The sequence below is a fragment of the Synechococcus sp. PCC 6716 genome, assembly GCF_022570815.1.
GTDB lineage: Bacteria > Cyanobacteriota > Cyanobacteriia > Thermosynechococcales > Thermosynechococcaceae > Thermosynechococcus > Thermosynechococcus lividus.
This window is the reverse complement of sequence record NZ_JAKLTU010000013.1, coordinates 1-26,472: the sequence shown is the minus strand read 5'-3', so window position 1 is coordinate 26,472 and position 26,472 is coordinate 1. Positions and strand designations below refer to the sequence as shown.

25 protein-coding genes and 1 pseudogene are annotated in these 26,472 nt (G+C 52.3%); 10 read left to right on the top strand and 16 right to left on the bottom strand.

Features of this window, described 5'->3' with window-relative positions; all coding sequences use genetic code 11:
• The first annotated feature begins 176 nt into the window (after positions 1-176).
• Positions 177-1,364, top strand: coding sequence for an RNA-guided endonuclease InsQ/TnpB family protein (locus L5220_RS08000; protein WP_499572837.1), 1,188 nt, complete (start codon positions 177-179; stop codon positions 1,362-1,364).
• 66 nt (positions 1,365-1,430) lie between these two features.
• Positions 1,431-2,396 (top strand): sensor histidine kinase, encoded by a 966-nt coding sequence (locus L5220_RS07995; RefSeq protein ID WP_499572835.1) that lies wholly within the window; start codon positions 1,431-1,433, stop codon positions 2,394-2,396.
• Here the strand turns inward: L5220_RS07995 and L5220_RS07990 are convergent.
• On the bottom strand, positions 2,332-3,450 hold the full coding sequence (locus L5220_RS07990; protein ID WP_499572833.1) for a glycosyltransferase: 1,119 nt from the start codon (positions 3,448-3,450) through the stop codon (positions 2,332-2,334). The two genes, L5220_RS07995 and L5220_RS07990, sit on opposite strands and share 65 nt — an antisense overlap.
• A gap of 123 nt (positions 3,451-3,573) precedes the next feature.
• Here L5220_RS07990 and L5220_RS07985 point away from each other — a divergent pair, with 123 nt between their 5' ends.
• Entirely contained in the window at positions 3,574-3,825 is a 252-nt protein-coding gene (locus L5220_RS07985) for a ferredoxin-thioredoxin reductase variable chain (RefSeq protein WP_499572831.1), read from the top strand.
• Positions 3,826-3,837: 12 nt separating this feature from the next.
• Entirely contained in the window at positions 3,838-4,518 is a 681-nt protein-coding gene (locus L5220_RS07980; protein ID WP_448533335.1) for a response regulator transcription factor, read from the top strand.
• A gap of 10 nt (positions 4,519-4,528) precedes the next feature.
• Here L5220_RS07980 and L5220_RS07975 read toward each other — a convergent pair whose 3' ends face one another.
• A complete protein-coding gene (locus L5220_RS07975) occupies positions 4,529-6,130 on the bottom strand; it encodes a dipeptide ABC transporter ATP-binding protein (protein WP_499572829.1) in 1,602 nt (533 codons plus the stop codon).
• A 12-nt stretch (positions 6,131-6,142) separates the two neighbouring features.
• Positions 6,143-6,961 (bottom strand): photosystem II manganese-stabilizing polypeptide, encoded by an 819-nt coding sequence (locus tag L5220_RS07970; protein WP_099799592.1) that lies wholly within the window; start codon positions 6,959-6,961, stop codon positions 6,143-6,145.
• Between the two features lie 283 nt (positions 6,962-7,244).
• On the opposite strand from L5220_RS07970, the gene L5220_RS07965 reads away from it, so the two are divergent.
• From L5220_RS07965 to L5220_RS07950, 4 genes are all read left to right on the top strand, one after another.
• On the top strand, positions 7,245-7,772 hold the full coding sequence (locus tag L5220_RS07965; RefSeq protein ID WP_499572827.1) for a hypothetical protein: 528 nt from the start codon (positions 7,245-7,247) through the stop codon (positions 7,770-7,772).
• Between the two features lie 103 nt (positions 7,773-7,875).
• The gene (locus L5220_RS07960; RefSeq protein ID WP_099799590.1) at positions 7,876-9,423 is read left to right on the top strand and encodes a serine/threonine protein kinase; all 1,548 of its coding nucleotides are present in this window, start codon (positions 7,876-7,878) and stop codon (positions 9,421-9,423) included.
• Positions 9,424-9,538: 115 nt separating this feature from the next.
• Positions 9,539-9,709: a CAB/ELIP/HLIP family chlorophyll-binding protein gene (locus tag L5220_RS07955; RefSeq protein ID WP_499572825.1), complete on the top strand. Its 171-nt coding sequence runs from the start codon at positions 9,539-9,541 to the stop codon at positions 9,707-9,709.
• A 261-nt stretch (positions 9,710-9,970) separates the two neighbouring features.
• Positions 9,971-10,978: a GntR family transcriptional regulator gene (locus tag L5220_RS07950; RefSeq protein WP_198406038.1), complete on the top strand. Its 1,008-nt coding sequence runs from the start codon at positions 9,971-9,973 to the stop codon at positions 10,976-10,978.
• A gap of 35 nt (positions 10,979-11,013) precedes the next feature.
• Here L5220_RS07950 and L5220_RS07945 read toward each other — a convergent pair whose 3' ends face one another.
• The 5 genes from L5220_RS07945 to bchB form a co-directional block, all read right to left on the bottom strand.
• On the bottom strand, positions 11,014-11,166 hold the full coding sequence (locus L5220_RS07945) for a hypothetical protein (protein ID WP_499572823.1): 153 nt from the start codon (positions 11,164-11,166) through the stop codon (positions 11,014-11,016).
• 266 nt (positions 11,167-11,432) lie between these two features.
• Entirely contained in the window at positions 11,433-12,539 is a 1,107-nt protein-coding gene (locus L5220_RS07940; RefSeq protein ID WP_499572821.1) for an esterase-like activity of phytase family protein, read from the bottom strand.
• A gap of 9 nt (positions 12,540-12,548) precedes the next feature.
• Complete coding sequence (locus tag L5220_RS07935) at positions 12,549-13,379, bottom strand: Tic22 family protein (RefSeq protein WP_499572819.1); 831 nt, start codon at positions 13,377-13,379, stop codon at positions 12,549-12,551.
• A gap of 333 nt (positions 13,380-13,712) precedes the next feature.
• Complete coding sequence (gene ftsH4, locus L5220_RS07930) at positions 13,713-15,569, bottom strand: ATP-dependent zinc metalloprotease FtsH4 (protein ID WP_448514862.1); 1,857 nt, start codon at positions 15,567-15,569, stop codon at positions 13,713-13,715.
• 133 nt (positions 15,570-15,702) lie between these two features.
• Entirely contained in the window at positions 15,703-17,229 is a 1,527-nt protein-coding gene (gene bchB / locus L5220_RS07925) for a ferredoxin:protochlorophyllide reductase (ATP-dependent) subunit B (RefSeq protein WP_499572816.1), read from the bottom strand.
• Between the two features lie 193 nt (positions 17,230-17,422).
• Between bchB and L5220_RS07920 the strand changes: the two genes are divergently transcribed.
• Positions 17,423-18,568 carry a citrate synthase gene (locus L5220_RS07920; protein WP_448514860.1) on the top strand — a complete coding sequence of 382 codons (1,146 nt, stop codon included), beginning with the start codon at positions 17,423-17,425 and terminating at the stop codon, positions 18,566-18,568.
• Here the strand turns inward: L5220_RS07920 and L5220_RS07915 are convergent.
• The 8 genes from L5220_RS07915 to L5220_RS07880 form a co-directional block, all read right to left on the bottom strand.
• Positions 18,560-19,312, bottom strand: coding sequence for a cobalt-precorrin-6A reductase (locus L5220_RS07915; protein WP_499572814.1), 753 nt, complete (start codon positions 19,310-19,312; stop codon positions 18,560-18,562). The genes L5220_RS07920 and L5220_RS07915 overlap by 9 nt on opposite strands.
• Before the next feature lies 1 nt (position 19,313).
• Positions 19,314-19,493, bottom strand: coding sequence for a hypothetical protein (locus L5220_RS07910; protein WP_099799582.1), 180 nt, complete (start codon positions 19,491-19,493; stop codon positions 19,314-19,316).
• Positions 19,494-19,514: 21 nt separating this feature from the next.
• On the bottom strand, positions 19,515-20,477 hold the full coding sequence (locus L5220_RS07905) for an aldo/keto reductase (protein ID WP_448514858.1): 963 nt from the start codon (positions 20,475-20,477) through the stop codon (positions 19,515-19,517).
• A 5-nt stretch (positions 20,478-20,482) separates the two neighbouring features.
• Entirely contained in the window at positions 20,483-21,607 is a 1,125-nt protein-coding gene (locus tag L5220_RS07900; protein ID WP_448527200.1) for a GGDEF domain-containing response regulator, read from the bottom strand.
• Positions 21,608-21,915: 308 nt separating this feature from the next.
• Positions 21,916-22,185 carry a CD225/dispanin family protein gene (locus L5220_RS07895; RefSeq protein WP_448514855.1) on the bottom strand — a complete coding sequence of 90 codons (270 nt, stop codon included), beginning with the start codon at positions 22,183-22,185 and terminating at the stop codon, positions 21,916-21,918.
• Between the two features lie 221 nt (positions 22,186-22,406).
• A complete protein-coding gene (locus L5220_RS07890) occupies positions 22,407-22,724 on the bottom strand; it encodes a c-type cytochrome (RefSeq protein ID WP_448514854.1) in 318 nt (105 codons plus the stop codon).
• 199 nt (positions 22,725-22,923) lie between these two features.
• Positions 22,924-25,416: an HAD-IC family P-type ATPase gene (locus L5220_RS07885; protein ID WP_499572810.1), complete on the bottom strand. Its 2,493-nt coding sequence runs from the start codon at positions 25,414-25,416 to the stop codon at positions 22,924-22,926.
• A gap of 3 nt (positions 25,417-25,419) precedes the next feature.
• Positions 25,420-25,851, bottom strand: a complete 432-nt coding sequence (locus L5220_RS07880; protein ID WP_448524397.1) for a universal stress protein — start codon at positions 25,849-25,851, stop codon at positions 25,420-25,422.
• Between the two features lie 475 nt (positions 25,852-26,326).
• On the opposite strand from L5220_RS07880, the pseudogene L5220_RS07875 reads away from it, so the two are divergent.
• Positions 26,327-26,472 (top strand): annotated as a pseudogene (locus L5220_RS07875) (photosystem II D2 protein (photosystem q(a) protein)); the annotation flags it as partial.

Below are 26,472 nucleotides of genomic sequence, written 5' to 3'. Positions count from 1 at the left end.
GTGAACGTGAGCCTTGCCAGCCTTTCATCCCCTTTAATGGGCACCCGATGAATGTTTAGCCTCAGGGTTTTATCGAATGTGAGCGAAAAACCCCGTCCGCTTGCATCGGGGATGGATCGCGAACCAATCACCGTGCTTAGTACTGCCTTACACAAATACACGGTACAATCCAAGCCATGGAAAAAGCCTACAGCTACCGTTTTTACCCAACGACCGAGCAAGACACCCTCTTGCGCCGGACAGTGGGGTGCGTACGCCTCGTCTATAACAACGCCTTGGCGTTGAGGACGGACGCATGGTACGAGCAACAGCAACGCATTTCCTACGTGCAGACCGCCGCTGCGTTGACGGCGTGGAAAAAGCAGGATGACCTGCAATTTCTCAACGAAGTCAGCAGCGTTCCTTTGCAGCAAGGATTGAGGCATCTGCAATCCGCTTTCAGCAACTTCTTTGCAGGTCGGGCGAAATATCCCAACTTCAAAAAGAAGCGTAACGGCGGCAGTGCAGAATTTACTAAGTCTGCCTTTAAGTGGAAAGACGGCAAGGTGTTTCTGGCAAAGTGCTCCGAGCCATTGAACATCCGGTGGTCTAGGTCGTTGCCAGACGGTGTTGAGCCATCCACCGTTACCATCCGATTGAATGCTGCGGGGCAGTGGTACATCAGTCTGAGGTTTGACGACCCGCGCGATTTGACCTTGCCACCTTCCGCCAACGCTGTAGGCTTGGATGTGGGGATTAGCAGTCTCGTCACCCTCAGTACTGGGGAAAAGATTGCCAATCCTAAACATTTTGATAGACGTTACAAACGCCTCCGTATGGCTCAAAAATCACTGAGCCGCAAACAAAAAGGGTCTCGCAACTATGAGAAAGCCCGCCGCAAGGTTGCAAAGACCCATCAACAGATTTCCAATGCCAGAAAAGACCATTTGCACAAGTTGACGACTCGGCTGATTCATGAAAACCAAATGATTGTCGTTGAGTCGCTGGCTGTGAAGAATATGGTCAAACATCCCACGCTTGCCCGCGCGATTAGCGATACCGGTTGGGGTGAAATGGTACGGCAGTTGGAATACAAAGCCCAGTGGTATGGGCGAACGTTGATAAAGCTCGACCGTTGGTTTCCCAGTTCTAAACGCTGCGGAAATTGTGGTCACATTGTTGAGCGTTTGCCGCTGAATATACGAGAGTGGGATTGTCCCAACTGTGGAGCACACCATGACCGAGATATGAATGCAGCGATAAACATGTTGGCCGTGGGACACACGGTTACAGTCTGTGGAGCTAACGTAAGATCTGATGGGCATAAGCTCAAAGGGCAGTGGCGAAATCCCGTAAGGGAAGGAAACAGAAACCCTAAGTCGTGAGGCTTAGGAATCCCCGCTGCTTGCGGCGGGGAGGATGTCAACCCGTCAGTATTAGGTTCACGCTCTATGGAACAGCATGCTCCAGTTGAAATTGAAATTACTCATATCCCAGAGTTGTCTGAGGCAGAGCAAACGCTGCTTGATATGCACAGCATTTTGAACACGCTCAATATCTTGATGGGTGAAATTCAGTTTCTGGGCTTGGAGATTGATAACCTTGAGGTGCTACAGCCTAGTTTGCAGCTTTTACAGCAGGTTCTCGATGCTCTCAGCGATCGCCCGACTATTTTGGCCTACCTTAAGAAAATCAGTGCCTTGCGGCAGACGATAACCGACAATTTAGAGGCAGCGCTGCAGCAGTATTCCCACCTTGCAGACACACCCGACGTTAAAGAGGCGATCGCTAACATCCATTCTGTATTTGACATTGTTGAAATTCGCGTACAGCAACTCCTCTCTCGCGAAGCGAACCCCGATGAATGGGTTAGAATGCCTATCCATGAATTGCAGAAACAATTTGAGCAGGTTTTCCAAGCGATTGAAAAAAATAGTAAGGGGCGCTATCGTATCCTCCACAATATCGCCGCCCAAAAAGCTTCAGACTACTATTTGGTGTTTGATATTGCCTCTCCCGATGGTAAGGTCATATTGATGCCACACATTTTTGAAGATGTGATGCGGGATCTCATTGCTAATGCCCGCAAATATACCGATCCTGGGGGGAAAATCATTGCTGGTTTAGCAGAGTGTGCTGATCACCTTAAATTTGTGGTTGAGGATACTGGCTGTGGCATTCCCAGCGATGAATTGGCTAAAGTCGTGGGCTTTGGCCAGCGCGGTTCAAACGTACAGCAGCGGCGAACCATGGGAGGTGGGTTTGGTCTTACCAAAGCTTTTCTTGTTACCAAGCGCTTAGGCGGGCGCATGTGGATCCGGTCTGCGGTGGGAGCAGGCACGCGCATTACCCTCAAGGTGCCATTGCCGATAGAAGGTGCTGCAAGTGCTGTTGTGCTGGCTGATAGTGCGGATTAAACTCAAGGGTTTTCTGAAAGTACGTAATGGCACGTTCCTGTTCTTGGAGGGTCATATAGGTAAACCCTAGGCTATAGGCAGGCTGAGTCGTCATCCACTGGCGATCAAAGGGTTCGCTGCGATCGTAGGTGCCACTACTGAAGAGGTCTAGGCAGCGATGAAAGTAGGGCAGTGCCCCTCGTGGTAGCCCTAGTTCAAAGACAATCAGACCTGCCGCGTAAAGTAGTGGCGGGTAGGCATTAAAGTACCTGAGGCCATAACTGGCATAGTACTGTGCAGTGTCGTAGTCCTTCGCCTCGAATGCCGTGTAGGTTGCCCAAAACAGTAGGTGACGGAGCCAAGTGGTCTCTTGGGGAAGCCGCTGCTGCTCAATATCCTCGGCGATCGCGTCAAGGGCTTGATGGTACCAATCGCGTGACTGCTCGGTTCGACCACAGGCGGCATAGTGATCCCCTAGGCATACCAAGTTCATCAGCCGCCGATCGCCCCGCTCTACCATCTGCTCCAGAATCGGGATATTGCGATCGCGGATTTTTTTGAGAAATTGTTCCTGCGTTTGCTGGTTATGGTGCAACAGATGTATCCCTTTGAGTGTCCCAACCTTGCCTTGAGACGTATTGAATTGTTCATGTAACGCCCCCACAAACCTCAGCCTTGGCTGACGACGGGCAAAGCGAACGTTGGCAAAGTCACTCCAGTTGTGGTGCGTGCCTGCTTCTTGCCGCAACACGCTAAAGCAATCAATCCCTTGATCAAGGAGCTGCGATCGCCAGTGGGAATCCGTAACAATGAGTTCTTCATCGGCATCGATATAAAAAATCCACTCTCCTGTTGCCCACTGTAAAGAATAGTTGCGAGCTGCCGCAAAATCCTGTTGCCACTCAACGGCATAAACATGGGGAGTAAACTCGCGGGCGATCGCCACCGTGTCATCCTCAGACCCTGTATCCACAAGGATGATTTCGTCCACCCACGGCTGCACCGCGGTTAAGCAGCGCCGTAACTGGTGGGCTTCATTTTTAACAATCATGCACAGAGACAGGAGGGGAGCCATTGAACCTTAGGCTGCAATGACGGGATTATTTCCAATTGTGGCAGAGCGATCGCCCATGCCAATCCGTATGCGACCATAAAAATAAAACCCCTGCCAGTCGAGGAGCAACACTGAATGAGTGTCATGGAACAACCAACCTTAAGTGTGGGGTTGCGGGTGCGTGTTAAGCCTTCAACCATCATGTACCACCATCCTGAGCACCGGAATCAACCCTTTGACATTCAAGGGCTGGAAGGAGAAATCATCGCCATCCTCAGCGATTGGCAAGGTCGCCCCATTAGTCCCAACTATCCCTGTCAAGTTCGCTTTAGCCCTAAATTTATCGCACACCTGCACCCCGATGAACTCGAAGTCATCTCTGATCCACCCCGATAGAGGAGCTGACCTGTGGCCGCAACCTTACTGTTAGTTGATGATGAACCTGGGCTGCGAGAGGCGGTCACCGCCTATCTTGAAGACAGCGGCTTTGAAGTGACGGCGGTTCCCAGTGGCCAAGCGGCGCTGGACTATTTGCAACACCATGTGCCAGATCTCATCATTACCGATATCATGATGCCGCAAATGGATGGCTATGCCTTTCTTGAGCAGGTGCGGCAACAACCTCATCTCAATCATATTCCCATTGTCTTTTTGACTGCCCGCGGTATGAAGCGCGATCGCATTCAGGGGTACGATGCTGGCTGCGATGCCTACCTCTCTAAGCCCTTTGACCCCGATGAGTTGGTGGCTATTATCAATAACCTCTTACGACGGCAAGCCGCCGCCCGGGATGACGCAGAACCCAACCTTGCCAGCCTTGCCCAACAAATTGCTGAACTGCGCGCCATGCTTGTGCAAGACGGGGGACGACCGAAACCGCCACCGTCCATTCAACTGGATTTAACCCCCCGTGAAGCCAGCGTGTTGCAACTGGTGGTGCAGGGGCTGATGAACAAAGAAATTGCCAGCCAACTCAATACCAGCGTGCGCAACATTGAAAAGTACGTCAGCCGTCTCTTTGTCAAAACGGGCACCAGTAGCCGTACCGAGCTAGTGCGCTTTGCCCTTGAAAACCATTTAGCGCACTGAGACGGGCAGGTTAGAGGCTTGGTGCTGCCGCCAAGAGCTTTTGGGTGTAGGGATGCTGCGGTTGGGCAAAGAGGGTTGCCGTGGGAGCCACTTCAACGATTTTACCAGCGTGCATCACCGCGATGCGATCGCAAAACCCCCGTGCCACCGCTAAATCGTGGGTAATAAACAAATAGGTAAGCTGGAGGCGTTCTTTCAACTGCTGCATGAGCACTAAAATCTGACGTTGAATATGGGCATCTAGCATACTCACAGGTTCATCACAGACTACAAACTGTGGCTGAGTAATCAGGGCGCGGGCGATCGCCACCCGCTGCCGCTGTCCCCCGGACAACGCATAGGGATAGCGCTGGTAATACTCCCTACTGGGGGTGAGTTCCACTTGGTTGAGCATCTCGAGCACTCGCTGCTGCGCTCTCCCACGGTCAAGCAGGCGATGAATGAGCAGTGGTTCCAACAGGTTTTCCCCCACTGTCATTTTCGGGTTTAGGCAGGCATGGGGGTCTTGAAACACCATTTGAAAGCTGCGCCGCGCGGCTCGCAGGTCTTGAGGGGACAGTTTGCCAAGGCTCTGCCCCAAAAAGACCMCCYCCCCCGCCGTAGGGGGAATTAACTGCAAAATCAAACGGGATAGGGTACTTTTGCCACAGCCCGACTCCCCGACCAAGCCGAGGGTTTCGCCCCGCCGTAGGCACAAATCGACCCCATCCACTGCCGGAATGATGGTTTTGGGTTGCAGCCAGCCACCCAAGCGGTAGTGTCGTTGTAGCCCTTGTACCTCCACTAGCACCGGTGCAGCCTCAGGGAGAGCAGACGTGGTTAAGGGGTGGGGGTGAGCCGCGGCAAGAAGGGATTGAGTATAGGGGTGCTGGGGCTGGGTCAATACGGTTGTGGCGGTATTGATCTCAACAATTTTACCGGCGTGCATCACCGCCAAGCGATCGCAATAGCGCGCCATCAAGGCCAAATCGTGGGAAATCAGCAACAACCCTTTTTGCTGCTCTTGACAGAGGCGGGTCAGTTCATCGAGAATTTCAGCCGCCACCGTTACATCTAGGGCAGTTGTTGGCTCATCGGCAATGATGAGCTGCGGGTCTAACAGCAGCGCTAGGGCGATCGCCACCCGCTGCCGCATCCCACCGCTAAACTCATGGGGATACTGATACAGGCGACTCGCAGGAATTTTAACCATTTCTAGCGTCTGCACAATCCGCTGCTGCCGCGATCGCCGACGTAACTGCGGCCAATGGCTGCGCAACAGTTCATCGCAATGCTCATACACACTCATCAAAGGGTTCAAGCGAGTCATCGGGTCTTGAAAGACCAACCCGATCTGCTCTCCTCGCAACTGCTGTAGGTCTTTACGGCTCAACTGGGTGAGCGATCGCCCCCGCAGCACAATCGTTCCCTCAACGATTGACCCCTTGGGCAACAATTGCAAAATTGCCTTACCCAGCGTGGACTTGCCGCAGCCTGACGCTCCTACCAAGCCCAGCCGCTCTCCCGCTGCGAGCGCAAAAGAAACATCATCCACCACAAACCCTGTAGCAGATGATGATCCAGTAGGGGGATAGGCGACCCGCAAATGGTGCAGTTCCAGTAGAGTCGCCATTAACCGTCGATCCTAAGCAGGCTCAATGCGAGCGTAAAAGACCCCTTGAATTTTTACTTCATGCGCTTCGTGGGCACCCATATCATCGTCAGAGAGTTGCTCACTCTCAAATGTACCGGCAATTTCGCCAGTGCGCCCATCAACTTTAGCAACATTCAAGGAAATGTTACCCTTCGTCAGCGAAAAGCGCTTGACATTTGCCCGAGCCAACTGCTCATCGCTGGACTGGGGAATTGCGACTGCCGAATCATAGCCCGCTGCCAGCCCCCGCCCCTTGGGATCAAGGAAATTAGAGGTGCGGTAGGAGGGCACGTTAAATTGGCCACTAAAATCCGTGGAGGTAGTGATACTGGTGATATTGGGCTGCGTCGTTGCCACGAGGTTTTTCACCGTAAACAATAATGGAATCCGCTCACCACCAGGCATTTGCACCGTAATCGGCTGAAAGTCAATCCCATCCTCTTCCACAAAGGTGAGGCTACCATCGCTGTTGACCTTGAGTTCCCCTTGAATCTGATCTAGGCTCGTGGTTTCGCGAGTAACCAACTTTGTTGGCACAAACTCAGCTTCTTGCCGTTTATTCTTTGGCTCTTCTTTCACTAGGAACGTGGTAGGTTGTAAGCACAGTTGCACCACCCGATAGGATTTTGAACTATCAATGGGATAGGAACCCCGCGCAGAATCATCCAGTGTCGGGCAAGTATTGGCCAGACCCGTACCAACAATATCATCGTAGGTTAAAGTCTGTTTTGCGGCCATAGCTGGCGTACTCCAGGAAACTATTCCTAGGCATACCGCCAATAGAGTCGCCATTAAAATGCGATATTTCATGGTTAACCTCAGAAGTCAAAGCATCTCAAAGCAGTCAGAGTTGGGAGATACCCCCGGTTAAGAGTCCAGTGAAGGCAGTGTTACGACTCCCTTTCAATCCATGATTATACGGAGGTTTGCGATCGCCTCAGAAAAGAAATTTCTTGGCGGGTTTTAATTTKCCAGCAATAAAATACCAAATACCATCCGTTGGCAGAGGTGGGCGTCTGCGCCTCCCTGCAAAGTGGGTACACTGGTTACTAAGCGGGAATTGCGGCAAACTGCGGTGGAGAAGGGGTAACCTATGGATGATGCAGAACTCTTTGCGGCTTTCATTGCCGATGCCCTCAGGGGAATTCCAAGTCTGCTCTCTAATGCCAACTATCGGGTGGAGTCTGCCTTTGGCACACTGCAACTGGTGGATAATAAGGCGGGGGTTGTTGCCACCGCCAAGCGTCAAGCGGGCGATCCTCACGATCTCCAAATCATTGTGAAGCGACACTCCGAGGCATGGGAACCCTTGCGTCAAGCCTTGATTACCGCCTCGTTTTTTCCAGACCTAGCAGACAACAACGCACAATTGGTTGCCTTTAGGGCGGTTGATATGCCTGCCGGATGGCAACTCTACGATTGCACCGCTAGCGATATGTGGCGAAGTTGGCGGCGGCAAGCGGTGGATCAGGTGCTAGTTTACACGGCGGGGGCGTGGCGCTCTATTGGTGCAATCTCCTGTAGTGGCGGCGTTGTCTTTATCCCGATCCCCGAACTCAACAGCGAACTCCAGATCACCGGTTCTACTCTGATGTCGTGGTTAGCCGTGCCAGTGACTTAGTCCCTTAATCTAGGGTAGGGGCAGCCACCGTTGGCGATCGCCTTGCCAAATCAAGTACAACCAAAATAGGGCAACCCAGACGGCACCACCACTGAGGCACACTATGTCAGACCAATACCGCGACGACAACATTGGCCAAACCCTCATGAATCGGTATCGCCTTACTGAACTCATTGGCAAAGGTTCCATGGGGCGCGTTTATCGCGCTGAAGACGTGCTGTTAGGCGGTGTGCCTGTTGCCGTCAAATTTTTGGCACAAACCCTACTGAACGACCGCATGAAAACCCGATTTGCCCAAGAAGCGCGAGCGGGTGCTCTCTTGGGGCAAAAAACCATGCACGTCGTTCGCGTTCTCGACTACGGCATGAATAACGAAGAGGTTCCCTTCTATGTGATGGAATTTTTAGAAGGAGATAACCTGAGTGATCTCTTACTGGAGGAACCACTGCCGCTGGCTCGCTTTCTGCGTATTGCGCGGCACATTTGCCTTGGGCTACAGGTGGCTCACGAAGGAGTCATCATCGAAGGCCAAAAATGCCCTATCATCCACCGCGACATCAAGCCCAGTAATGTGCTTGTCATCAACGATGGCACCATGGGTGAACTGGCCAAGGTGCTGGACTTTGGCATTGCCAAGTTTTTAGGCGATATTTCAGAGCAGGGGCAAACCTCCTCCTTTATGGGCACCCTTGCTTACTGCTCTCCTGAGCAAATTGAAGGCCGGGAATTAGATCACCGCTCCGACATCTATAGCCTAGGCATTACCATGTACGAGCTACTGACCGGCAAAATGCCGATCCAAGCCGAAACCCACTCCATCGGCAGTTGGTTCAAAGCCCACCATTTCCAAAAACCCGTACCTTTTCATGTGGCCAGCCCCGGACTCTACGTACCGCCAGCCCTCGAAGAGTTGATCATGTCCTGCATGGCCAAATCTCCGGGAGAGCGCCCCCAAACCACAGCGGAAATTATCCAAACGGTGAGTAGCATTGAGGAACAGCTTGGGATTAGCCGCATCACCCAGCCCGGAAGTGAGCCAGTTGCGGCTAAAACCTCTCAACCTAGTGCTCCCCCAGAGTTACCTATTGCCCTTGCTACGGTAGAAGAGGCGTGCTGGCAAAGTACGTGGCCCAGTGACAAACCCGTTGCTGAAATTGTCTTTCCCGCCCCTCTGTATGCCCAGCGGGAATCAGCGGCGAGCCTTTGGGTGATGCTCCCGCGGGCAGAAATTGATCGGCGGATGCTTAATATTCGCTATAACCAATTTCTGTTTACAACTAGCCCGCATCCGATGATCCTCTGGATTACCGCTATCTACGATCCAAAGCAAGGCCCCCGTTGGCTCCCCTGCTATCTCGATATGAAGCTGCCCCGCAACCAAGAGCTATGCCTACTGCTCTCGGAAACGGGGTACTATCCGCTGCTGTTCTTCTCCCTTGAAGATCCCTTGCACTGCATCAATGTGCGGAACTTTACCATTGCCACCTTTCAACGACAACTGCTGCGCGATTGGGTGGAAACCAGTAAAAACCTGCCCTCGTCAGCCTCAGCGGTCATTAGCCGCAACCTGCTCAAGGCAGAGTTTGAGAACTACAAGCCGCAAATTCTCACCAAGCTAGAAACTGTGAAAACTGCTGCCATGATTGACTAAGCCTAAGGGCGATCGCCTCTTGGCTAGCAATAGAGAAAAATATATTAAGAGATATTGCACAATCGGTAAAGAATTGTTACATTAGGACTACAGGGTTCGATCAGGAGTCAAAACCATGGAAGATACCAAAACCATCAAGTCAGAGGATCGCAATGCATGGGTGTTTGGGTTTACGCCCCAATCCGAAATTTGGAATGGCCGCCTTGCCATGATTGGCTTTGTGGCTGCCCTTTTAACAGAATTGATCACCAAACAAGGCGTGCTTCATTTCTGGGGTCTGCTCTAGACCTTAACTCTCTCCCAATTTTCAGCGGTCAAAGTGTCTTGAGGGGTCAGCAATGGCCTCTTTTTTTTGTGCTTGTTGCGAGGGCTGGCAGGACTGGTTGGCATGGGCCAGTCTCCACGGCAAGCGGCAGAACGTGCGGTAAAATTACTTATCGATTGTGACGGTTTATGCAGCCATTAGGGGTAGGTTTTGCATCTGGCATAGCTCTAGCACGGGGTGCGTATCCTCGTAGGACAGTTCTTGAACGGCGGAAGGGAGATTATGATTCAATTCCACATCCAACCAGATAGCGAAATTCCTGCGTCAACCCAACTTTTTAACCAAATTAGTTTTGCGATCGCCGCTCGCCAGTTTCCGCCGGGGTATCGTCTGCCCAGCACGCGACAATTAGCCATGCAAACCGGGTTGCACCGTAATACGATCAGCAAGGTCTATGAACGCCTTGAAGCCGCCGGTCTGGTTGTTCCCCAAGTGGGTTCCGGCATTTATGTGCGCGCCCTTGGCCAAGAAGAAACCCGCCCCCGGCAGCGGCGACCCGCAGTGGTGCCCGTTCACCGCATTGTCCAAGAAAGTATGGACACGCTTCTGGGCATGGGCTACTCCCTCGGCCAAATTCGGGAGCTATTCTTAGCAGAAATTGATGCCCGCCAGAAAGCGGGAGTGCGGGTTATTGTCACCGTCCCCCGCCATGACCAAGGGGCAGGGGAGTTAATTGTGCAGGAGCTACAACAACTGTTGCCTATCCCTGTGGAGTTAGTGTTTCTAGAGGAACTGGATACGGCATTGCAACCGGAGAATACCGCAACCCTAGTTACCGTTCGCTATTTTGCCAGCATGACGGAAGCCATTACCCGCGACAAGGATGTGCGCGTGTTCTTCATTGACATCTATAGCTATCAGCGGGAGCTTGAGGTGGTGCGGCAATTACCCAAGGGATCCTGCCTTGGCTTGGTCAGCCTCAGTTCCGGCACCCTCGGCGTGGCGGAGGTGATGATTCATAGCCTTCGCGGTGAAGAGCTACTGCTGGTCACTGCCCAAGTCAACGATAGCTATAAATTGAATGCCCTTGTCCACCGTGCGCATACGATCATTAGCGATCGCGCCAGCGGGGATCGCGTCAAGGAAGCCATTGCTGCGGCCCGGAATGATTTGATTCGTATTCCACGCCTGATCTGCTGTGAGAGTTACATTGATCCACGATCCGTGGAGTTGCTCAAACGGGAAATTGGCTTAACTGAGGATTTAACACTGCAAGCCAAAGCGTCTTGAAAGCAACCGTAGCCCCCACAGCTTGGATCGGGCTGTTACTCGAGGGTGTTCAGGCTGTGGGTCAATTGCAAGGCCATTGCTTGATCTTGCATAGCATCAAGTTGCATGTTCGTAAGATACCCTAGGCCAGCGGCCAAAACACAGTAAAGAATGCCTAAAGCACTGAGTTTAGACCAGTGAAGACTCATAAAACGTAGCATAATTCCAACCCCTCGTTACCACATGAGACACCAAAAGCGTAACCAATACGGGATTTCAGGCTACCCTAGGTCAGGCATCGCTACCCGCGACCGCACGTCGTTTGGGTATCAGGCAGCCCCTAAATGGAAAACACCAAAAATTACTTCTAATTCTAGCGATCGCTCTCAGGGAGTGGGCGCAAACGTTACAATTGTTCAACTTGAGCTGAATTAACAGCCACAGGAAACTGCTGCCTCGGTGTTCAAATGGCTTTTCAAAATTGCACTCGAAATACCAATACTTGGGTAGGAATCTGAGCATCAAAATTATTGTCGCCAATGATCCATAGCGATCGCGATCCATCGGCAAAGGGATATCCTAAGGCCATCCCTTCAAGATTGGTTAATGGTATTCCCAAGGTCGTCAAGTCCAGGATCAAGCGTTTGCGCACCGGCTGCAGCGATGGTAAATCTACAGGCAATATGGCCATGCCGAGGGTATCGGTGGCTCCCGCAAGGGACATTTCAAAGAGTTTGATGCCATAGCCATTCTGGGGGCTGTAGGTGCGCTCCAAGCTGAGAAAATGGCCACCATTATCCAGTGCCAGCAGCTCCACCAAGCCATTGGCAATTGACCCCGCTGGAGCCGGATCAAGGGGGTACACATGCTCCGCTAACAGCACTGGCAGCACATCCCCCCGCAAATAGTGCAGCAGCCGACAATAGATTGGCTGATTGGGGCGAAGGTCTTGGCTAAGGGCAGACTCGACCCCGACAAAGAGGCGATCGCCCGTCGGGGAGAGGGTGAGTGCCTCAAAACCAAGATTATTACGAATGCCCTTTTGCCCTGTCTCCTCTGGTAAATAATAGGCCGGAATCGGTAACGCCCGCTCTTGCTGACCGTTTAGGACAAACTCCTTAATCCACGGCAAACTGCTCGTGGCAGTCACCCCTTCACTACTGATCATCAGACGACCGTCAGGGGTAAGGCCAATCCCCTCCGTATCCGCCGTATTGGCAGGATACAGATCACCGTTGGCCTGCGTCAAAAAGGTCACGAACTTTGGCTCAATGGCTCCCTCGTGGGTAGAAACCGCTGACGGCAAGGAGAGCGCCAGCCCATAAAAGCGTGGCTGCTGGCGATCGTCGCTAATGGCATAAAACTGCTGTTGCTGGGGGTTATAGGTCAACCCTGATATCCCCCCCACCACAGTGCCCTCAACGAGCGTACCCGCAGGCAGGCTAAGTTCGCCACGATACTCAACAGTAACATTCAAAAAGAGCCGATCTTCAGCCCGCACCTGGGGCAATGCACACCCCCACAGCAGACTGACCAAAAGGACGCAACCAATACAACCTAGCCAAAAGCGCGGCAAGGGCATGAGCTTGTCCTAGCGATTTCCTGCTTGGTTACTGCCCCCTTGCTGTTGCACCGCAAACTGGATCGCATCAGGGGTTTGAATCAGTTGAATTTGCCCCGCCACCGGATCATTACTCGAGAGCATGGTCGAGACCAGATTATCTAACATAATCACCCGAATGCCCGTATCCCGCGCAAGCTCGGGGCGTTGCTGTCGGGCTTGATCCACCTCTCGTTGCAGTTGAGCGTTATCAAAGTAAAAGGGGATAAACCGCTGCGTGCGGGTTTGGCCATTTTCCCGCACCTGAGCTTCCACTGCAATTGGGTTGCCAGTCTTGGTATCGGCTAAAAAGAATAACGGTGTTCCCCCAGTAAACGGCTGCCCATTTTTGGTGAGAATACGCCCATCCCGCTCGACCAGATCACCACTTTTTTTGAGCATATCCACAGCGGCTTGAAGTTGCTGACTGGAGGGAATAATATCCACCCCGACCGCAGGGTTCTTTTGGCTTTCAATCGCAATTTTCAGAGCGCCACTGAGCGCTGCTGCTGAAACTCGCGCGACACGACCCACGTCCGGTTGCTGGGTCTTGATGGTATTGAGTGCCGTTTGAGCATCCTGTTGATTAATAAAGAAAGTAAACACCTGAACTTTTTTACTTTGATCCTGAGGATTAGGAATCTCAAAGGTGAGGGGTTCCCCTTTATCGTTGGTAATCATGAAAACGGGAACATTATTTAAAATCCGCAGCACTTGTTCTTCGGGCAAGGCAGTGGCCACGTGGTAACCGCCCATGGCTGGTGCCAGCCACAAACTACTCATCAGCCCTGCCAAAACGCCCAAGCGTGCTAATGTTTTCATACTGTCTCCTGTTGGTTTAGTTCAATCTTGGTCTTACCCCTCATTAGAGGAATACAGGGAGCGGTGGCACGGTTCATTCCTCGACAACTCCAACGTTAGCCCTGCCAGCAGCAGGGAATGACTACAAGATGGTATCGAGCCAGACCAGAGACTATGCAGCGGCAATGCTCTAGGAGAGCGAATTAGGTATTTATGCATACTCATATCGCTACGCTTACCCACCCTAAGCTAATTTGACGCGATTCACAAGGGGCGAGTTTTTTATTTGACCATTGAAAAATACCCTGATAAGGCCAGTAGGATGGTTTCAGCGTCACCTGATGCTCCCCGCCCTTAGGCTGCAACCGGGTTTTTGACCTCTGCGAGTAGCTCGTGGAGTTCTGCCCCCTCAACAACCTCTTTTTCAAGGAGTACCTTAGCAATTCGTTCTAGGAGATCGCGGTTTGCCTTTAGGATCTCTAGAGCCTGCTGATGAGCCGTTTCCACAATATCTTTGACTTCCCGGTCAATGGCTCGGGCTGTTTCCTCACTGACAGTACGCAGCATTGCCCCGTCCCCAAGAAAGTTGGCCCGCTGCTCTTCAAAGGCAAGGGGGCCTAATACCTTACTCATGCCATAGCTACGAACCATGCGCTCGGCGAGGTCGGTGGCACGTTGGAGATCGTTGGCTGCCCCGGTTGTCACGCTGCCAAAAATAATTTCCTCTGCCGATCGCCCCCCCAGCAGTGTGGCAATTTGACCGCGAAGCTCTTTCTCGTCGAGTAAGAACCGGTCTTCCGTCGGCAGCTGTAAGGTATAGCCCAAGGCTGCCATCCCCCGCGGCACAATAGAGATTTTTTCAACCCGACCACTCCCCGGCAAGACATAGCCCACCAAGGCATGCCCCACTTCATGGTAGGCAACAATTTCTTTTTCTTTGTCACTGAGGACGCGACTTTTCTTCTCTAAGCCCGCAACAATGCGTTCAATGGCTTCAGCAAAGTCCTGTTGCTCAACATATTCGCGGTGATTGCGAGCCGCCAGCAAGGCAGCTTCATTCACTAGGTTGGCCAAGTCTGCCCCCGCAAAGCCCGGTGTCCGGGTGGCAATAGCCCGTAGATCAACACTGGGGGATAATTTGACTTTTTTGGCATGGATTTTGAGAATTGCTTCCCGGCCACTGAGATCGGGGCGATCGACGAGTACTTGACGATCAAAGCGACCCGGGCGCAGCAACGCCGGGTCTAAGCTTTCAGGTCGGTTCGTTGCCGCCAGCACAATGACCGTCGCCTCCGCAGCATTAAAGCCATCCATTTCCGTTAGTAACTGGTTGAGGGTTTGCTCGCGCTCATCGTTGCCACCATAGAAACCGCTGCTGGAGCGGGACTTACCAATGGCATCCAGTTCATCAATGAAGACAATACAAGGGGCTTGTTTCTTGGCCTGCTCAAACAAATCCCGCACCCGCGCTGACCCCACACCCACAAATAATTCCACAAATTCAGAGCCAGAAATCGAGAAAAAGGGTACATTAGCCTCCCCCGCAACGGCTTTAGCCAACAGGGTTTTACCCGTTCCCGGTGGCCCTACTAGCAATACCCCCTTGGGAATCCGGGCACCAATCTGGATGTAGCGCTGGGGATTTTTGAGGAAATCAACGATTTCCACCAGTTCTGTTTTTGCCTCTTCAACMCCTGCCACATCGTCGAAGCCAATCTTGACGTTATCCCCCTGTACATAGACTTTGGCGCGACTTTTGCTGATGGAGAGCACACCTTGGGCACCTCCCCCCGCTTGCCGATTGGCAAAAAACTGAAAAATTAGCACAAACACAATTGGTGGAATCACCCACCCCAAGATGTTAAAAATCCAGTTGTTTTTTGGTGGCGGTGCAGCAGCAAATTCTACCCCTTGAGACTCTAGAAGTTTTGGCAGTTCTAAATCAAAGATGGGTGTGGTGGACAAAACTTGGGGTGGCTTGTCTCCCTCGGGTTTTAACTGGTAGAGAATCTCGTTTTGACTAACGTAGGCGCGTTGCACCTCCCCTTCTTGTACCTGATGGATGAACATGCTGTAGGGCACTTGGGGAGGGCGCGGTGAAAATAGTTGTGGGAAGAACAGATTAATCAATAAAAAACCAAACCCCAGTAGGAGCAGTACATTGCCAATCCAACGGCTACGGGGGACTTCGGGAGAGTTTTTGATGGCCATAGTACTTATCTTTTACGGTTCTATTACCGATCATGGTGACACTGTTCTGCTACAAAGGGCAAGGCTAGGTCATCTCCCTTCTTTGCAGGACTACCGAGGGAACATACGCCCTAAAGACTAGCTTGCGGGCAGGCTACGCGCCAACCGCTTCCTTGGCCGCATAGAGTACCTCCACGGTGATCTCGGTGATGCCCTGCTCCCTGGCAAATTTTTCGGTGTTGCGCTTGACTTTACCGCGAACAAATCCGGGGATTTTATTCAGTTCCGCTAAGCCATCCGTTGTCCAAGTCAAATCTGTTGCTGCCGACAAGCCTTTATGAATCACTTCTTTGGTGTCGTGACCGCCAAAGATTTCTAAGAGGTGGTCTTCCATGCCGAGGGTAAAGGAGTTATAAATTAAGTCCACCAGTTGATTCGTGCCTTCGTACCCCAAAAAGGGACGATAGCCCACTGGAAAGTCCTGAATATGGATGGGCGCGGCAATGACTCCGCAGGGAATATTGAGGCGTTTGCCAACGTGGCGTTCCATTTGGGTGCCAAAGATGGCAGCCGGTTCAACGCGGGCAATGGCATCACCCACAACGGTGTGGTCGTCGGTAATCAGCACCTCGTCGCACAGGCCAGTCACTTCTGCGCGCAACCAGTCGGCATCGTACTTGCAGTAGGTGCCTGCCCACACCACATGAATTCCCATTTCTCGGGTCAGGATTTTGGTCATGGCAGCCGCATGGGTGTTGTCCCCAAAGACGACGGCTTTTTTGCCGGTGAGATTTTGGCAGTCAATGGAGCGAGAAAACCAAGCAGCTTGGGAAACGTCACGGGTCTGGCGCTCAATCAGGGGTTCATAGTTGACATCTGCCCCTTGCTCGTTGAGGACGGATTGGATGGCGCGAATGCAGCGAGCGGTTTCTATCACGCCCATCGGTGTGATGGTGACGCTGGGCATCCCAAATTCATTGGCAAGGTACTGGGCACTGAGGCTGCCAATTTCTCGGTAGGGCACAAGGTTAAACCAGGCCTGAGGCAGCCGCGCTAAGTCGTGTACCGAGGCACCGGCTGGCAGGACAAGGTTCACTTGAATCCCCAAATCGGCCATGAGGTGTTTGAGTTCGCGGCAGTCGTGCTGGTTGTGGAAGCCTAGGGTGGTGAGGCCAATAATATTAACGCTGGGGGTTGGGGTTTTGGTTGTGCTGAGGGTACCCTGACGGCGGGCTTTTTCAATATAGAACTGAACAATCTGATCGAGGGTGCGATCGGCGGCTTGGAGTTCATTGACGCGGTAGTGGTTAACATCCGCCAAAATGACATCGGCAGTGGTACTCAGGCTGGCGCGCTGGACAAAGTTTTGTAGGTCTTCTTGAAGGATGCTGGAGGTACAGGTGGGGGTTAAAACAATTAAATCAGGATGCTCTTCGCTGTCTTTGCGGGTAATGTTATCGACGACTTTTTCTTGGGAGCCCCGGGCTAAGACGTGGCGATCTACGATACTGGCGGTAAMGGGGGKAAAGTCGCGCTCCCGCTCGAGCATGGATCGCATGACGTTGAAGTAGTCGTCACCAAGGGGGGCGTGCATAATGCCATGGACGTTCTGAAATGAACTGGCAATGCGGAGGGTGCCGATGTGAGCAGGCCCAGCGTACATCCAGTAGGCAAGTTTCATAGGTGACAGTCCTTGGTGTGAGGGTAGGCAGGGGCAACGAGCCTCTGACTAGCGATCGTAACAGTGACGTTTTCATCCGCTGCAAAACTTAGCAAAAGTTTGGAGGAATGGGGGGGCAGCTTAACATACAAACATCATTTCCCCCTGTCTCCTAGAATTGATAGAGATTTGTTGCCACTAAGGACACCCCAGCATGGTTGCTTGTGAATTTAGTCCCGGTCTTGACGGTATTCCCGTTGCCCAATCGGCTATTAGCTATGTGGATGGCCAAGCGGGTATTCTTGAATATCGCGGTGTCCCTATTGAAGAACTGGCGGAAAAAAGTACGTTTCTGGAAACCTCTTTCCTGTTGATCTGGGGGTATTGGCCGACTCAGGAGGAGTTGGCGGCGTTTGAGCACGATATCACCTACCATCGCCGCGTTAAGTACCGCATCCGCGATATGATGAAGTGTTTTCCAGATAGTGGCCACCCGATGGATGCGCTGCAAGCCTCAGCAGGAGCTTTAGGGCTGTTTTACTCGCGGCGAGCACTGGATGATCCGGCCTATATCCGGGCCGCAGTCATTCGTCTGTTAGCTAAAATCCCAACGATGGTGGCAGCTTTCCAGCTGATCCGCAAGGGAAATGACCCGGTGATGCCCTGCGATGAGCTAGATTATGCGGCTAATTTTCTCTATATGCTCAATGAGCAACGGCCTGATCCGTTTGCGGCGCGGGTGTTTGACATCTGCTTAATTCTGCATGCTGAGCATACGATGAATGCCTCAACCTTTTCGGCGCGGGTGACGGCTTCAACCCTCACCGATCCATACGCTGTGGTGGCATCGGCGGTGGGTACGCTGGCAGGGCCGTTGCACGGGGGGGCAAATGAGGATGTGATCAATATGCTTGAGGAAATTGGCAGTGTTGAGAATGTCCGTCCCTATGTGCAAAAGTGTGTGGACAATAAAATTAAAATTGCTGGCTTTGGCCATCGTGTCTATAAGGTGAAGGATCCGCGGGCAACGATTTTACAAAAGTTAGCGGAGCAGTTGTTTGATAAGTTTGGTGGCGATCGCTACTACGAGATTGCCCTGAAGCTGGAGGAGGTGGTGGGCGAGTACCTGAGCTATAAGGGGATTTATCCCAATGTGGACTTTTACTCTGGCTTGGTCTATCGTCGCCTCGGGATTCCCAGTGATTTGTTTACGCCGGTGTTTGCGATCGCCCGGGTGGCTGGCTGGCTAGCTCACTGGAAAGAACAATTGGAAACTAATCGCATCTACCGTCCCACCCAAATCTATACCGGTGCCCATCAGCAGACCTACGTGCCCATGGCAGAGCGAGCATCACGTTAGCTGCTCTAGAAAGGCCACTACCCCCGCCCAGTCCGCCGTTTGCTGGGGATAGGTGATCACTGGCCGCTGCAAGGTGATGAGAGTGACCCCTAGCTCTTGCGCGAGTTCCTGTTTGATCTGTTCACTCTCGGTGCCCGAGGCTTTGGTGACAACCGTGGTAATCTGCCAGTGCTGCCAGAGGGCGCGCTCTAGCTCCCGCGAAACCGGTGGAAATATGGCCACCAGTTGCTGCCGCGCAAACCCCGCTTCTAGGGCAAGGTTTAGGGCATTAGGGGTGGGTAAAATGCGCGCAAACAGGGTGGCGCTTTTTTGTAAAGGGGCAAACGCAGCAAGGAGTTGGCTGCCAATGGTCAGCAGCACCCGCTCACCCACAAGGGAATGGCTCTGGATCAAGGTTTCGACATCGATACAGTTGGGTCGCTCAAGGCTGTAATCGGGACGTTCAAATCGTAGGTAGGGGAGGTGCAAGTCCCGGCTCAGCCCCATGGCTAGGGTGGAAATCGCTGTGGCAAAGGGATGGGAGGCATCCACAATTGCCTGAACCTGTTGCTGCTGAACTAACTGCCGAGCTGTGTCTGGCGTTAAGCGCTCCCCATGGCAGATGAGGCGGGGATGCGGGGGGTATAGGGTACACGCCTCGTCGGTGGTGACGGTTACCCAGCAGGTATAACCAGCGTTGAGCAGGTTGTTGGCCAACCAGCGGCTGTCACTGGTGCCACCAATCAGCCAAATGCACGTGGCCACTCTAACTCAGTAAGGCGCGACGAAAGTTTTCGCGGTAAGAGGCATTGAGTAACAGAGGTAACCACAGGGCACTGAGCAGAAAACGCGATTGACTATAGTAAGTGCGATCAAAGCGTTGCCAAAAGCGAATTGCAATAAACAGATACAGGGCGATCGCCCCGACTGTGAGCATAGTTCCCATAGACACTCAGCCTTTGCGACGTTACCACTTCCACATTACCGGATTGCTGGGGTCGAGGGTGGCGATCACTGGCTGGCTCAGATCATCGAGCATCTCTAGAATTGAGGGATCGAGGCTCAGTTCCGCTGCCTTGAGATTTTCGAGCACCTGCTCTGGATGGCGGGCACCCACAATGGCACAGGTTTGCGGTTGATGCAATAGCCATGCCAAGGCTAAGTTACCGACCGTTGTGCCAAGACTGGCCGCAATGGGTTTCATCAGTTCAATGGCTTCAAGGGCACGGGCATAGGTTTCCCCTTGGAACAGTTGATTTTTGGCACGGTTGTCCTCAGGAGCAAAGCGGTGCTCGGCACCGAAACGCCCGGTCAGTAACCCTTGGGCTAGGGCGGAGTAAGCCAAGATAGTAATGTCGTGCTCAATACAAAAGGGCACTAATTCCGTCTCTGCCCAGCGCCAAAAGAGAGAGTAAGGTGGTTGAACACTGTCAATGCGGCCATACTGCATGGCTTCAAGGAGTTGGGCACGGGAAAAGTTAGATACCCCAATTGCTCGAATTTTGCCCGCTTGCTGTAGCTCCACCATGGCTTGCATGGTTTCACTAATGGGCACAACTTCAGTGCCAAAGGAACCTGAGGGCCAGTGAATTTGATAAAGGTCAATGTAGTCAGTGTTCAGGTTGCGTAGCGATCGCTCACAGGCAGCAATCACCTCTGGGTAGCGCAGATGATTGGCAAAAACCTTAGTGGCATACACACAGCGATCGCGCAAATCGCCAACCGCAGCAGCCACGATCTGCTCCGAGTGACCATCCCCATACACCTCTGCGGTATCAATGGTGGTCATCCCCGCCTCAACCGCAGCACGAATCGTGCGGATGGACTCTTGGTCGTCAATGCCGACCCACCAGCGTTTACCGGCTTGCCACGTGCCCAGAATCAGGGGCGTGATCCGCAGGTTTGTGCGACCAAGAAGACGGGTTTGCATAAGCATTAGCAAGGAACCGTAGGAGAATTATTGATTGAATTCACAACAATGCAGTTACGCCCTTGGCGTTTGGCATCGTAAAGCGCCTTATCCGCAGCATTAAACAACTCTAGGGGGGAAGCGACCCCAAGGGGGATGAGGGAAGCCACACCGAAACTGAGGGTCACACAGTGGCTCACCTGCGAATGTTCATGGACAATGTGACAGTCTTGAAGGGTGTGCTGTATCTGACGGCCAATTAGCTCTGCTTCGCCAAGGTCGGTATTGGGCAACACTATCACAAACTCTTCACCGCCGTAGCGAGCCACAAAATCCCGCGGACGTTGCACTGCCTGCTGCAACACTTGTGCTACTTTTTGGAGGCACAGATCCCCGGCATGGTGCCCGTAGTGGTCATTGTAGGCTTTGAAATAATCCACATCCGCCAAAATTAGGGATAGAGGCTGGCGATCGCGAATCGCTGCAAGCCACTCTTGGCGCAGATAAGCATCAAAATAGCGCCGATTGGGCAACTCAGTGAGGGGATCGGTCACCGATAAATGCATCAACTCCTTATTGGCTGCTTGTAGCTCTGCGGTACGGGCAGCAATAATGGCTGCTTGCTCATTCACAACCCGCTCTAGTTCAATATTGGCCTGCCGCAGCTGCTCATTGAGGAGTTGCAGGCGATAGTTTTGCTCGTCTAGCTTCCGATCTTGGAGGTAACTATGCACAGCTTCTAACACCGTTACCTTTAAGTCTTCAGGAGTCCACGGCTTTGCCATGTAACGATAGAGTTTTGCTAACTTGAGCGCATTGCCCACAGCTTCTAGGTTGGCTTGGCCGGTGAGCATAATTTTTAGGGTATTGGGAGACATCTGATGCATCCGTGCCAACAATTCATCCCCTTTGATATTGGGCATGATATAGTCCGACAGCACAAGCGCAATTTCGTGATCGTCTTCCTGAAGCTCGCTCATCAGAGCAAGAGCATCCTCGCCATCTTCTGCCGTTTCAATGAGACAGTCTTCACCCAAGGCTCGCCGCAGCTCAATGCGCAAACTTTCCAATACGGCTGGTTCATCATCCACACAAATGACAACTGGCTTGCGTTTGGTTGCTTCAGAAGGGAAAAGGGCTGGGTTATCCAAGGTACTGTTCCAAGGGGGTAAAAACAGGGAGTTAAGGAATTCAGACCGAATTTTATTTACGATAACCTATGCAACCAGAAATAATCTAGTGCTCCGAGAACTCAGTTAGCCGTCTCAAGAGAACGTTCTGTAAAAAACTTCAAGAAAAGCGCTCATCACAGTTGTAGCATGCCCCCGTTGTTGCGATAGATCGGTCTGTCTCAAATTCTCATTTGGGACAACTAGACACGTCCTTGCTACTGTGATTTTTGCTGTTAACTTTTCTGGGGTTAATCTAATCAAGACGCAGTCGTTGTTTGACAGCCCATTTACATGCCGCTTTGCTCTGCCATAATGGCTAGCACTGTAATAATAATGTAAACTGCTGATCCCAGAAACCCCAACCCAAAGGCAATCCATGTGAATAGTTTGGCTTTGTTGGATGCATCGAGGGCACCAGCGCGATCGCCGGCGGCCAATTTGGAGTTCACCTGTGCAGCAAAAATAATGGCGACAACACCAAAGGGTAAGCAGCAGCAAACCGTCGAAAGAATCGCTGGTATTAAATAATTAGGAATAGTCTCTTCAGAAGAGGTCATTGCCAAGTTCCTTAAAATAAGTTTATGATTGCTGCGGTAACTTAATAGAGGCACATAACCCCTGCTAAATTGCCAAGCACAGGCTACCTTATTTCCTTAAACAAAGCAATAGTGCTAATCGTTCAAGAACTCCTACCTACTAATGTGAGGTGGGGGTTTCTCGGAGGTTTTTTGATGAACGTCCTCACCCATGGGCAGATGGGGAATGCCGCGAAACGAAGTCAAAGAGTTTTCAAATAGCTCAGCAGATCGGCCATGTCTTGGGGCTGAGCTTGGAACTTTGGCATGGGGGGTGTTTCACCACTTACAATTTGATGAATGAGCTGTGGTTGCGATCGCCGCCGACTAATTTGAATCAGGGTTGGCCCGACTTGCCCTTTTCCCTCCAGCCCGTGGCAGCCTGCGCAATTCATGATATAAATTTGCTCCCCCCGCTTGACATCCGCCACTAGCGATCGCACTGATTGCACGTAGGGATCCGTTAAGGGCAGTAGTAGAGCTACGCCCCAGCAACCGAGCACTGTCAGCAGAATGGCCAACGGGAGTMCCCACCGCCATAGGCTTGAACCAGACGCTACTGTGCTGACTAAACGCATTATATGGATTGGGAAAAGTTAAAAAATGTTTATTATTGTTGCACTTTGCATTCTAAACCGTAATGAGAAGCAGGTTCAAGGCATTGGCACCTATCCTGCCCCAAATTTCCAGCTGCTAGTACTCATTTCAGTGAGTGCTGGCCTAGGTTGGGTAGCAGCCATCTAGGCTCACCCCTAAAAAGCGATCTAAAAGCCGGTAGCGCCAGAAGGTGCGCAACATCAGCACCCATAGGATGACAATCAGGACTGTTCCGGCCCATAACTGCCACGGCATCGGCTCCAGCTCCATCAGCGATCGCAGGCGGGGGGAGACATTCATACCGATAAATAGCGCCAGTAGAGCCACCACAACACCAACATAGCGCCAGTTCCCCACTAAGGGGGCGCCGCCCACCCATACAGGATGGGGAGGTTTCAGGAACAAGACCAAGCAAAGGGATGCCAAGAGGAGGGTGGTCACCAATGCTGTGCGGGCGATCGCGATGCTGTGCTGAATATCGCCAATGACCTCTTGACGGTTTAATAAGGCTGAGTCAAACCCACTCTGGAACAGTGCCATGAGGGGAGTTAGCTCTCGTGCCAATACACCGAGGTACACGAAAATTGCCAATAAAGCCAAGCTGAGGGTAGCAGGGACAACAAAGTGCAAGAGCGAACGAATCAGGGAACGGTAGGGACGCGGCCCCGGCACGGCCCAGAAGGCGACCGCTAAGGTGGGTAACCCCACACCCCACAGGGTTAACAGGGTGTTGTGCTTAATCAGCAGCGGAAAGGCGCGTCCCGCCATGACGGTGACTAGGGACAGTAAACTAAAACTCAGCACCCGCACTAAAAACAGCTTGGTGACATCCTGAATGCCGTTGTAAATGCGCTGACCTTCGCGAAAGGCTTCCGGCAGGGCGGCAAAGGAATCCTTCAGTAGCACAATATCCGCCACATTGCGGGTAATGGCGCTGCCGCTTTCCATGGCAATACCCACGTTGGCCTGCTTCAGAGAGAGGACATCGTTGACCCCATCGCCAATCATGGCGACTTGGTGCCCCTGTGCGCGCAAACGGCTGACCAGTTGCGCTTTTTGATTAGGGGTAATCCGCCCAAAAACCGTGGCGTTAACCGCCATCTGATCAAAGCTTGGCTCATCCAGTCGCGCTAATTCTTGGCCGGAGACCGCGATCGCCTCAGGGTCTAGCCCCACCTGTTTGCCGAGAGCAACAACGGTATCCGCATGATCGCCGGAAATAATTTTGATACGAATCCCCGCCGCCTGAAACCGCTCTAGCACCTCCTTAGACTGAGGCCGCAGGCGATCGCCCACCCAAATCACAGCTAAGGGGCTGAGGTTGGCAGGCAGCAATGGTGCGTCGTTTTGGGCATCCCATTGCGGGAGTGCTGGGCTGTGGGCGAATAACAAAACCCGTAGCCCCTGCTCTCTGCCTTCGTGCAGGTACGCCTCTATTTCAGGATAACTCTGAGCACCCTCTAACAGCACATCCGGCGCACCTAAAATATAAGCGCCGCTCTCATCCCATGCCGCGGCACTCCACTTATAAGCTGAAGAAAAGGGAATTTCGCAGCCTAAGGGGGCAGGGGTTCCCCCCAAGGCCTCACACAGAGCCGTCACGGTACGGTTGGGGGCACTCACACTGGCGGCTAGGGTTGCTAGCTGCTGCTGGGTATTGGCCGGTGCATGGGCTAACAGGTGAATGCTGTGTAACTCAAGGGTATTGGCGGTTAGGGTACCTGTTTTATCCAGACAAAGAATATCAATACTGCTGAGGGACTCAATGGCATTCACTTGCTGTACCAGCACATCTGCGCGGGAAATGCGAATGGCCCCCAACGCATAGGTGAGGGTAATGGTTAGGTACAAGCCAACCGGGACTAAGCCCGCGACCACCGCTGCGGTTTGCACACTCATGGGTAGGGTGGTTAAGCGTACTAGCAGAGATAGCAGCACTAATAACCACAGAAAAATAGCGAGCGCCAGAATCACCCGGATAATTAGGTTGATTTCCTGTTGTAGAGGGGTGAGCTTACGGTGATGGGTTTTCGCAGCCGCGGTAAGCTGTTGTGCCGTACTGGCACTGCCCACCTGCTCAGCCACATAGGCTGCTGCCCCCCGCACGCAAAAGCTGCCGGAGTAGAGGCGATCGCCAGCTTGCTTCGGAATTAAGTCTGACTCGCCCGTCAGTAACGATTCATCAACGTGGATGCTGCCGCTGCCTACCACGGTGCCGTCCGCCACGACCTGATCGCCTGGCTCCAGCAGCACAATATCCCCCACAACCACCTCCGCTGGGTCAATGACTTGATTGTGGCGATCGCGCCGCACCTTCACCCGGGGTCGAGTCAACACGCTAATGGCATCCAGTTGGCGTTTGGCACGAATTTCTTGGACGATACTGATAATGGCATTCAAGAACACCACCAAAACAATAGCGATGACATCCCCTGGCCGTCCTAGCCCCAGTAAGATCACACTAATAAAGGCAAACACCCCATTAATAAAGGTGAAAAGATTTTCTTGGAAAATCTCGCGATAGCTGCGATGATTCTCATTCACCTGTCGATTGCTCTGACCCTGTGCTTGCCGCTTAGCCACCTCAGCAGCGGTTAACCCAGTTAGGTCGTCCATGGTCTAAACATCTGCTGACTTGACCACCAACACCGAGCAGGCAGCATCCGCCACAACCGCACTACTCACGGAGCCTTGCACCACTCGCCGCACTCCCGTTAAGCCCCGACTGCCTAAAACAATCAGGTCAGCACTGTAGATATTGGCCAGTCGTAAAATTTCCTCCACTGGCTCTCCGGTCACAATTTCGATCTCTGAGTCACACGGAAGCCTGCCTTGGAACTGCTTTAAGTGTTGCTCAATACTGCGATAGGTGCCGATCTGCGGATTCGGTGAGGGGCGATCGGCACTCACCCCAAAGCCAGACTCCGTAGGGGAAATCACATGACTTAAAATAATGTGGGCATCGGGGTCTAAGTTCAATTGATCAACCGCTTTCATCACCTGCTCTGCTAAATCACTGGTATCAAGTGCCACCAGAATCGTTTTGAACATTACCCGTTGACTCACTGCCTGTGCTTTCCTAGTCTGCCATAAGACACCAGCCGCCGTAAGCTACGTGCCGATAGGGTTTCTTTACAAAACTTAAAGATAAGCTAAAGCACAGAGCAATCCTCCAAAGCAAGACGCCTAGTGCATCAAGGGGTTTCCCAAGGGAGATCAATTATGAGAACGCTGAAAAAGCTCCCCCGATTCACCTTGATATTTCGTAAGAATTCCGCTATCACGTTAATATAGTTCTCCCGCAGTAAACACTGATGGGAACCTAAGCCTACCGCTAGCCCTTGCCATACGTAATAGGTAAAAGCGCCTAATAATGTTGTGGCAAGGTTAATGGTTGGATTTTAATTTATAAGCCAAATTAACAGGATGCTGGGGCGATCGCTCCCTTTGGGGGTGACAATAGCAATACCAGCAACTGTCATCTTCTAAATCTGGCATCTAAATATCTGCAAGAGGATTTAATTCCATGACAATAGCAATCGGACGTGCGCCAGCGGAGCGAGGATGGTTCGACATTCTCGACGACTGGCTCAAGCGCGACAGATTTGTGTTTGTGGGCTGGTCAGGCATCCTGCTGTTTCCCTGTGCCTACCTTGCCCTGGGTGGTTGGCT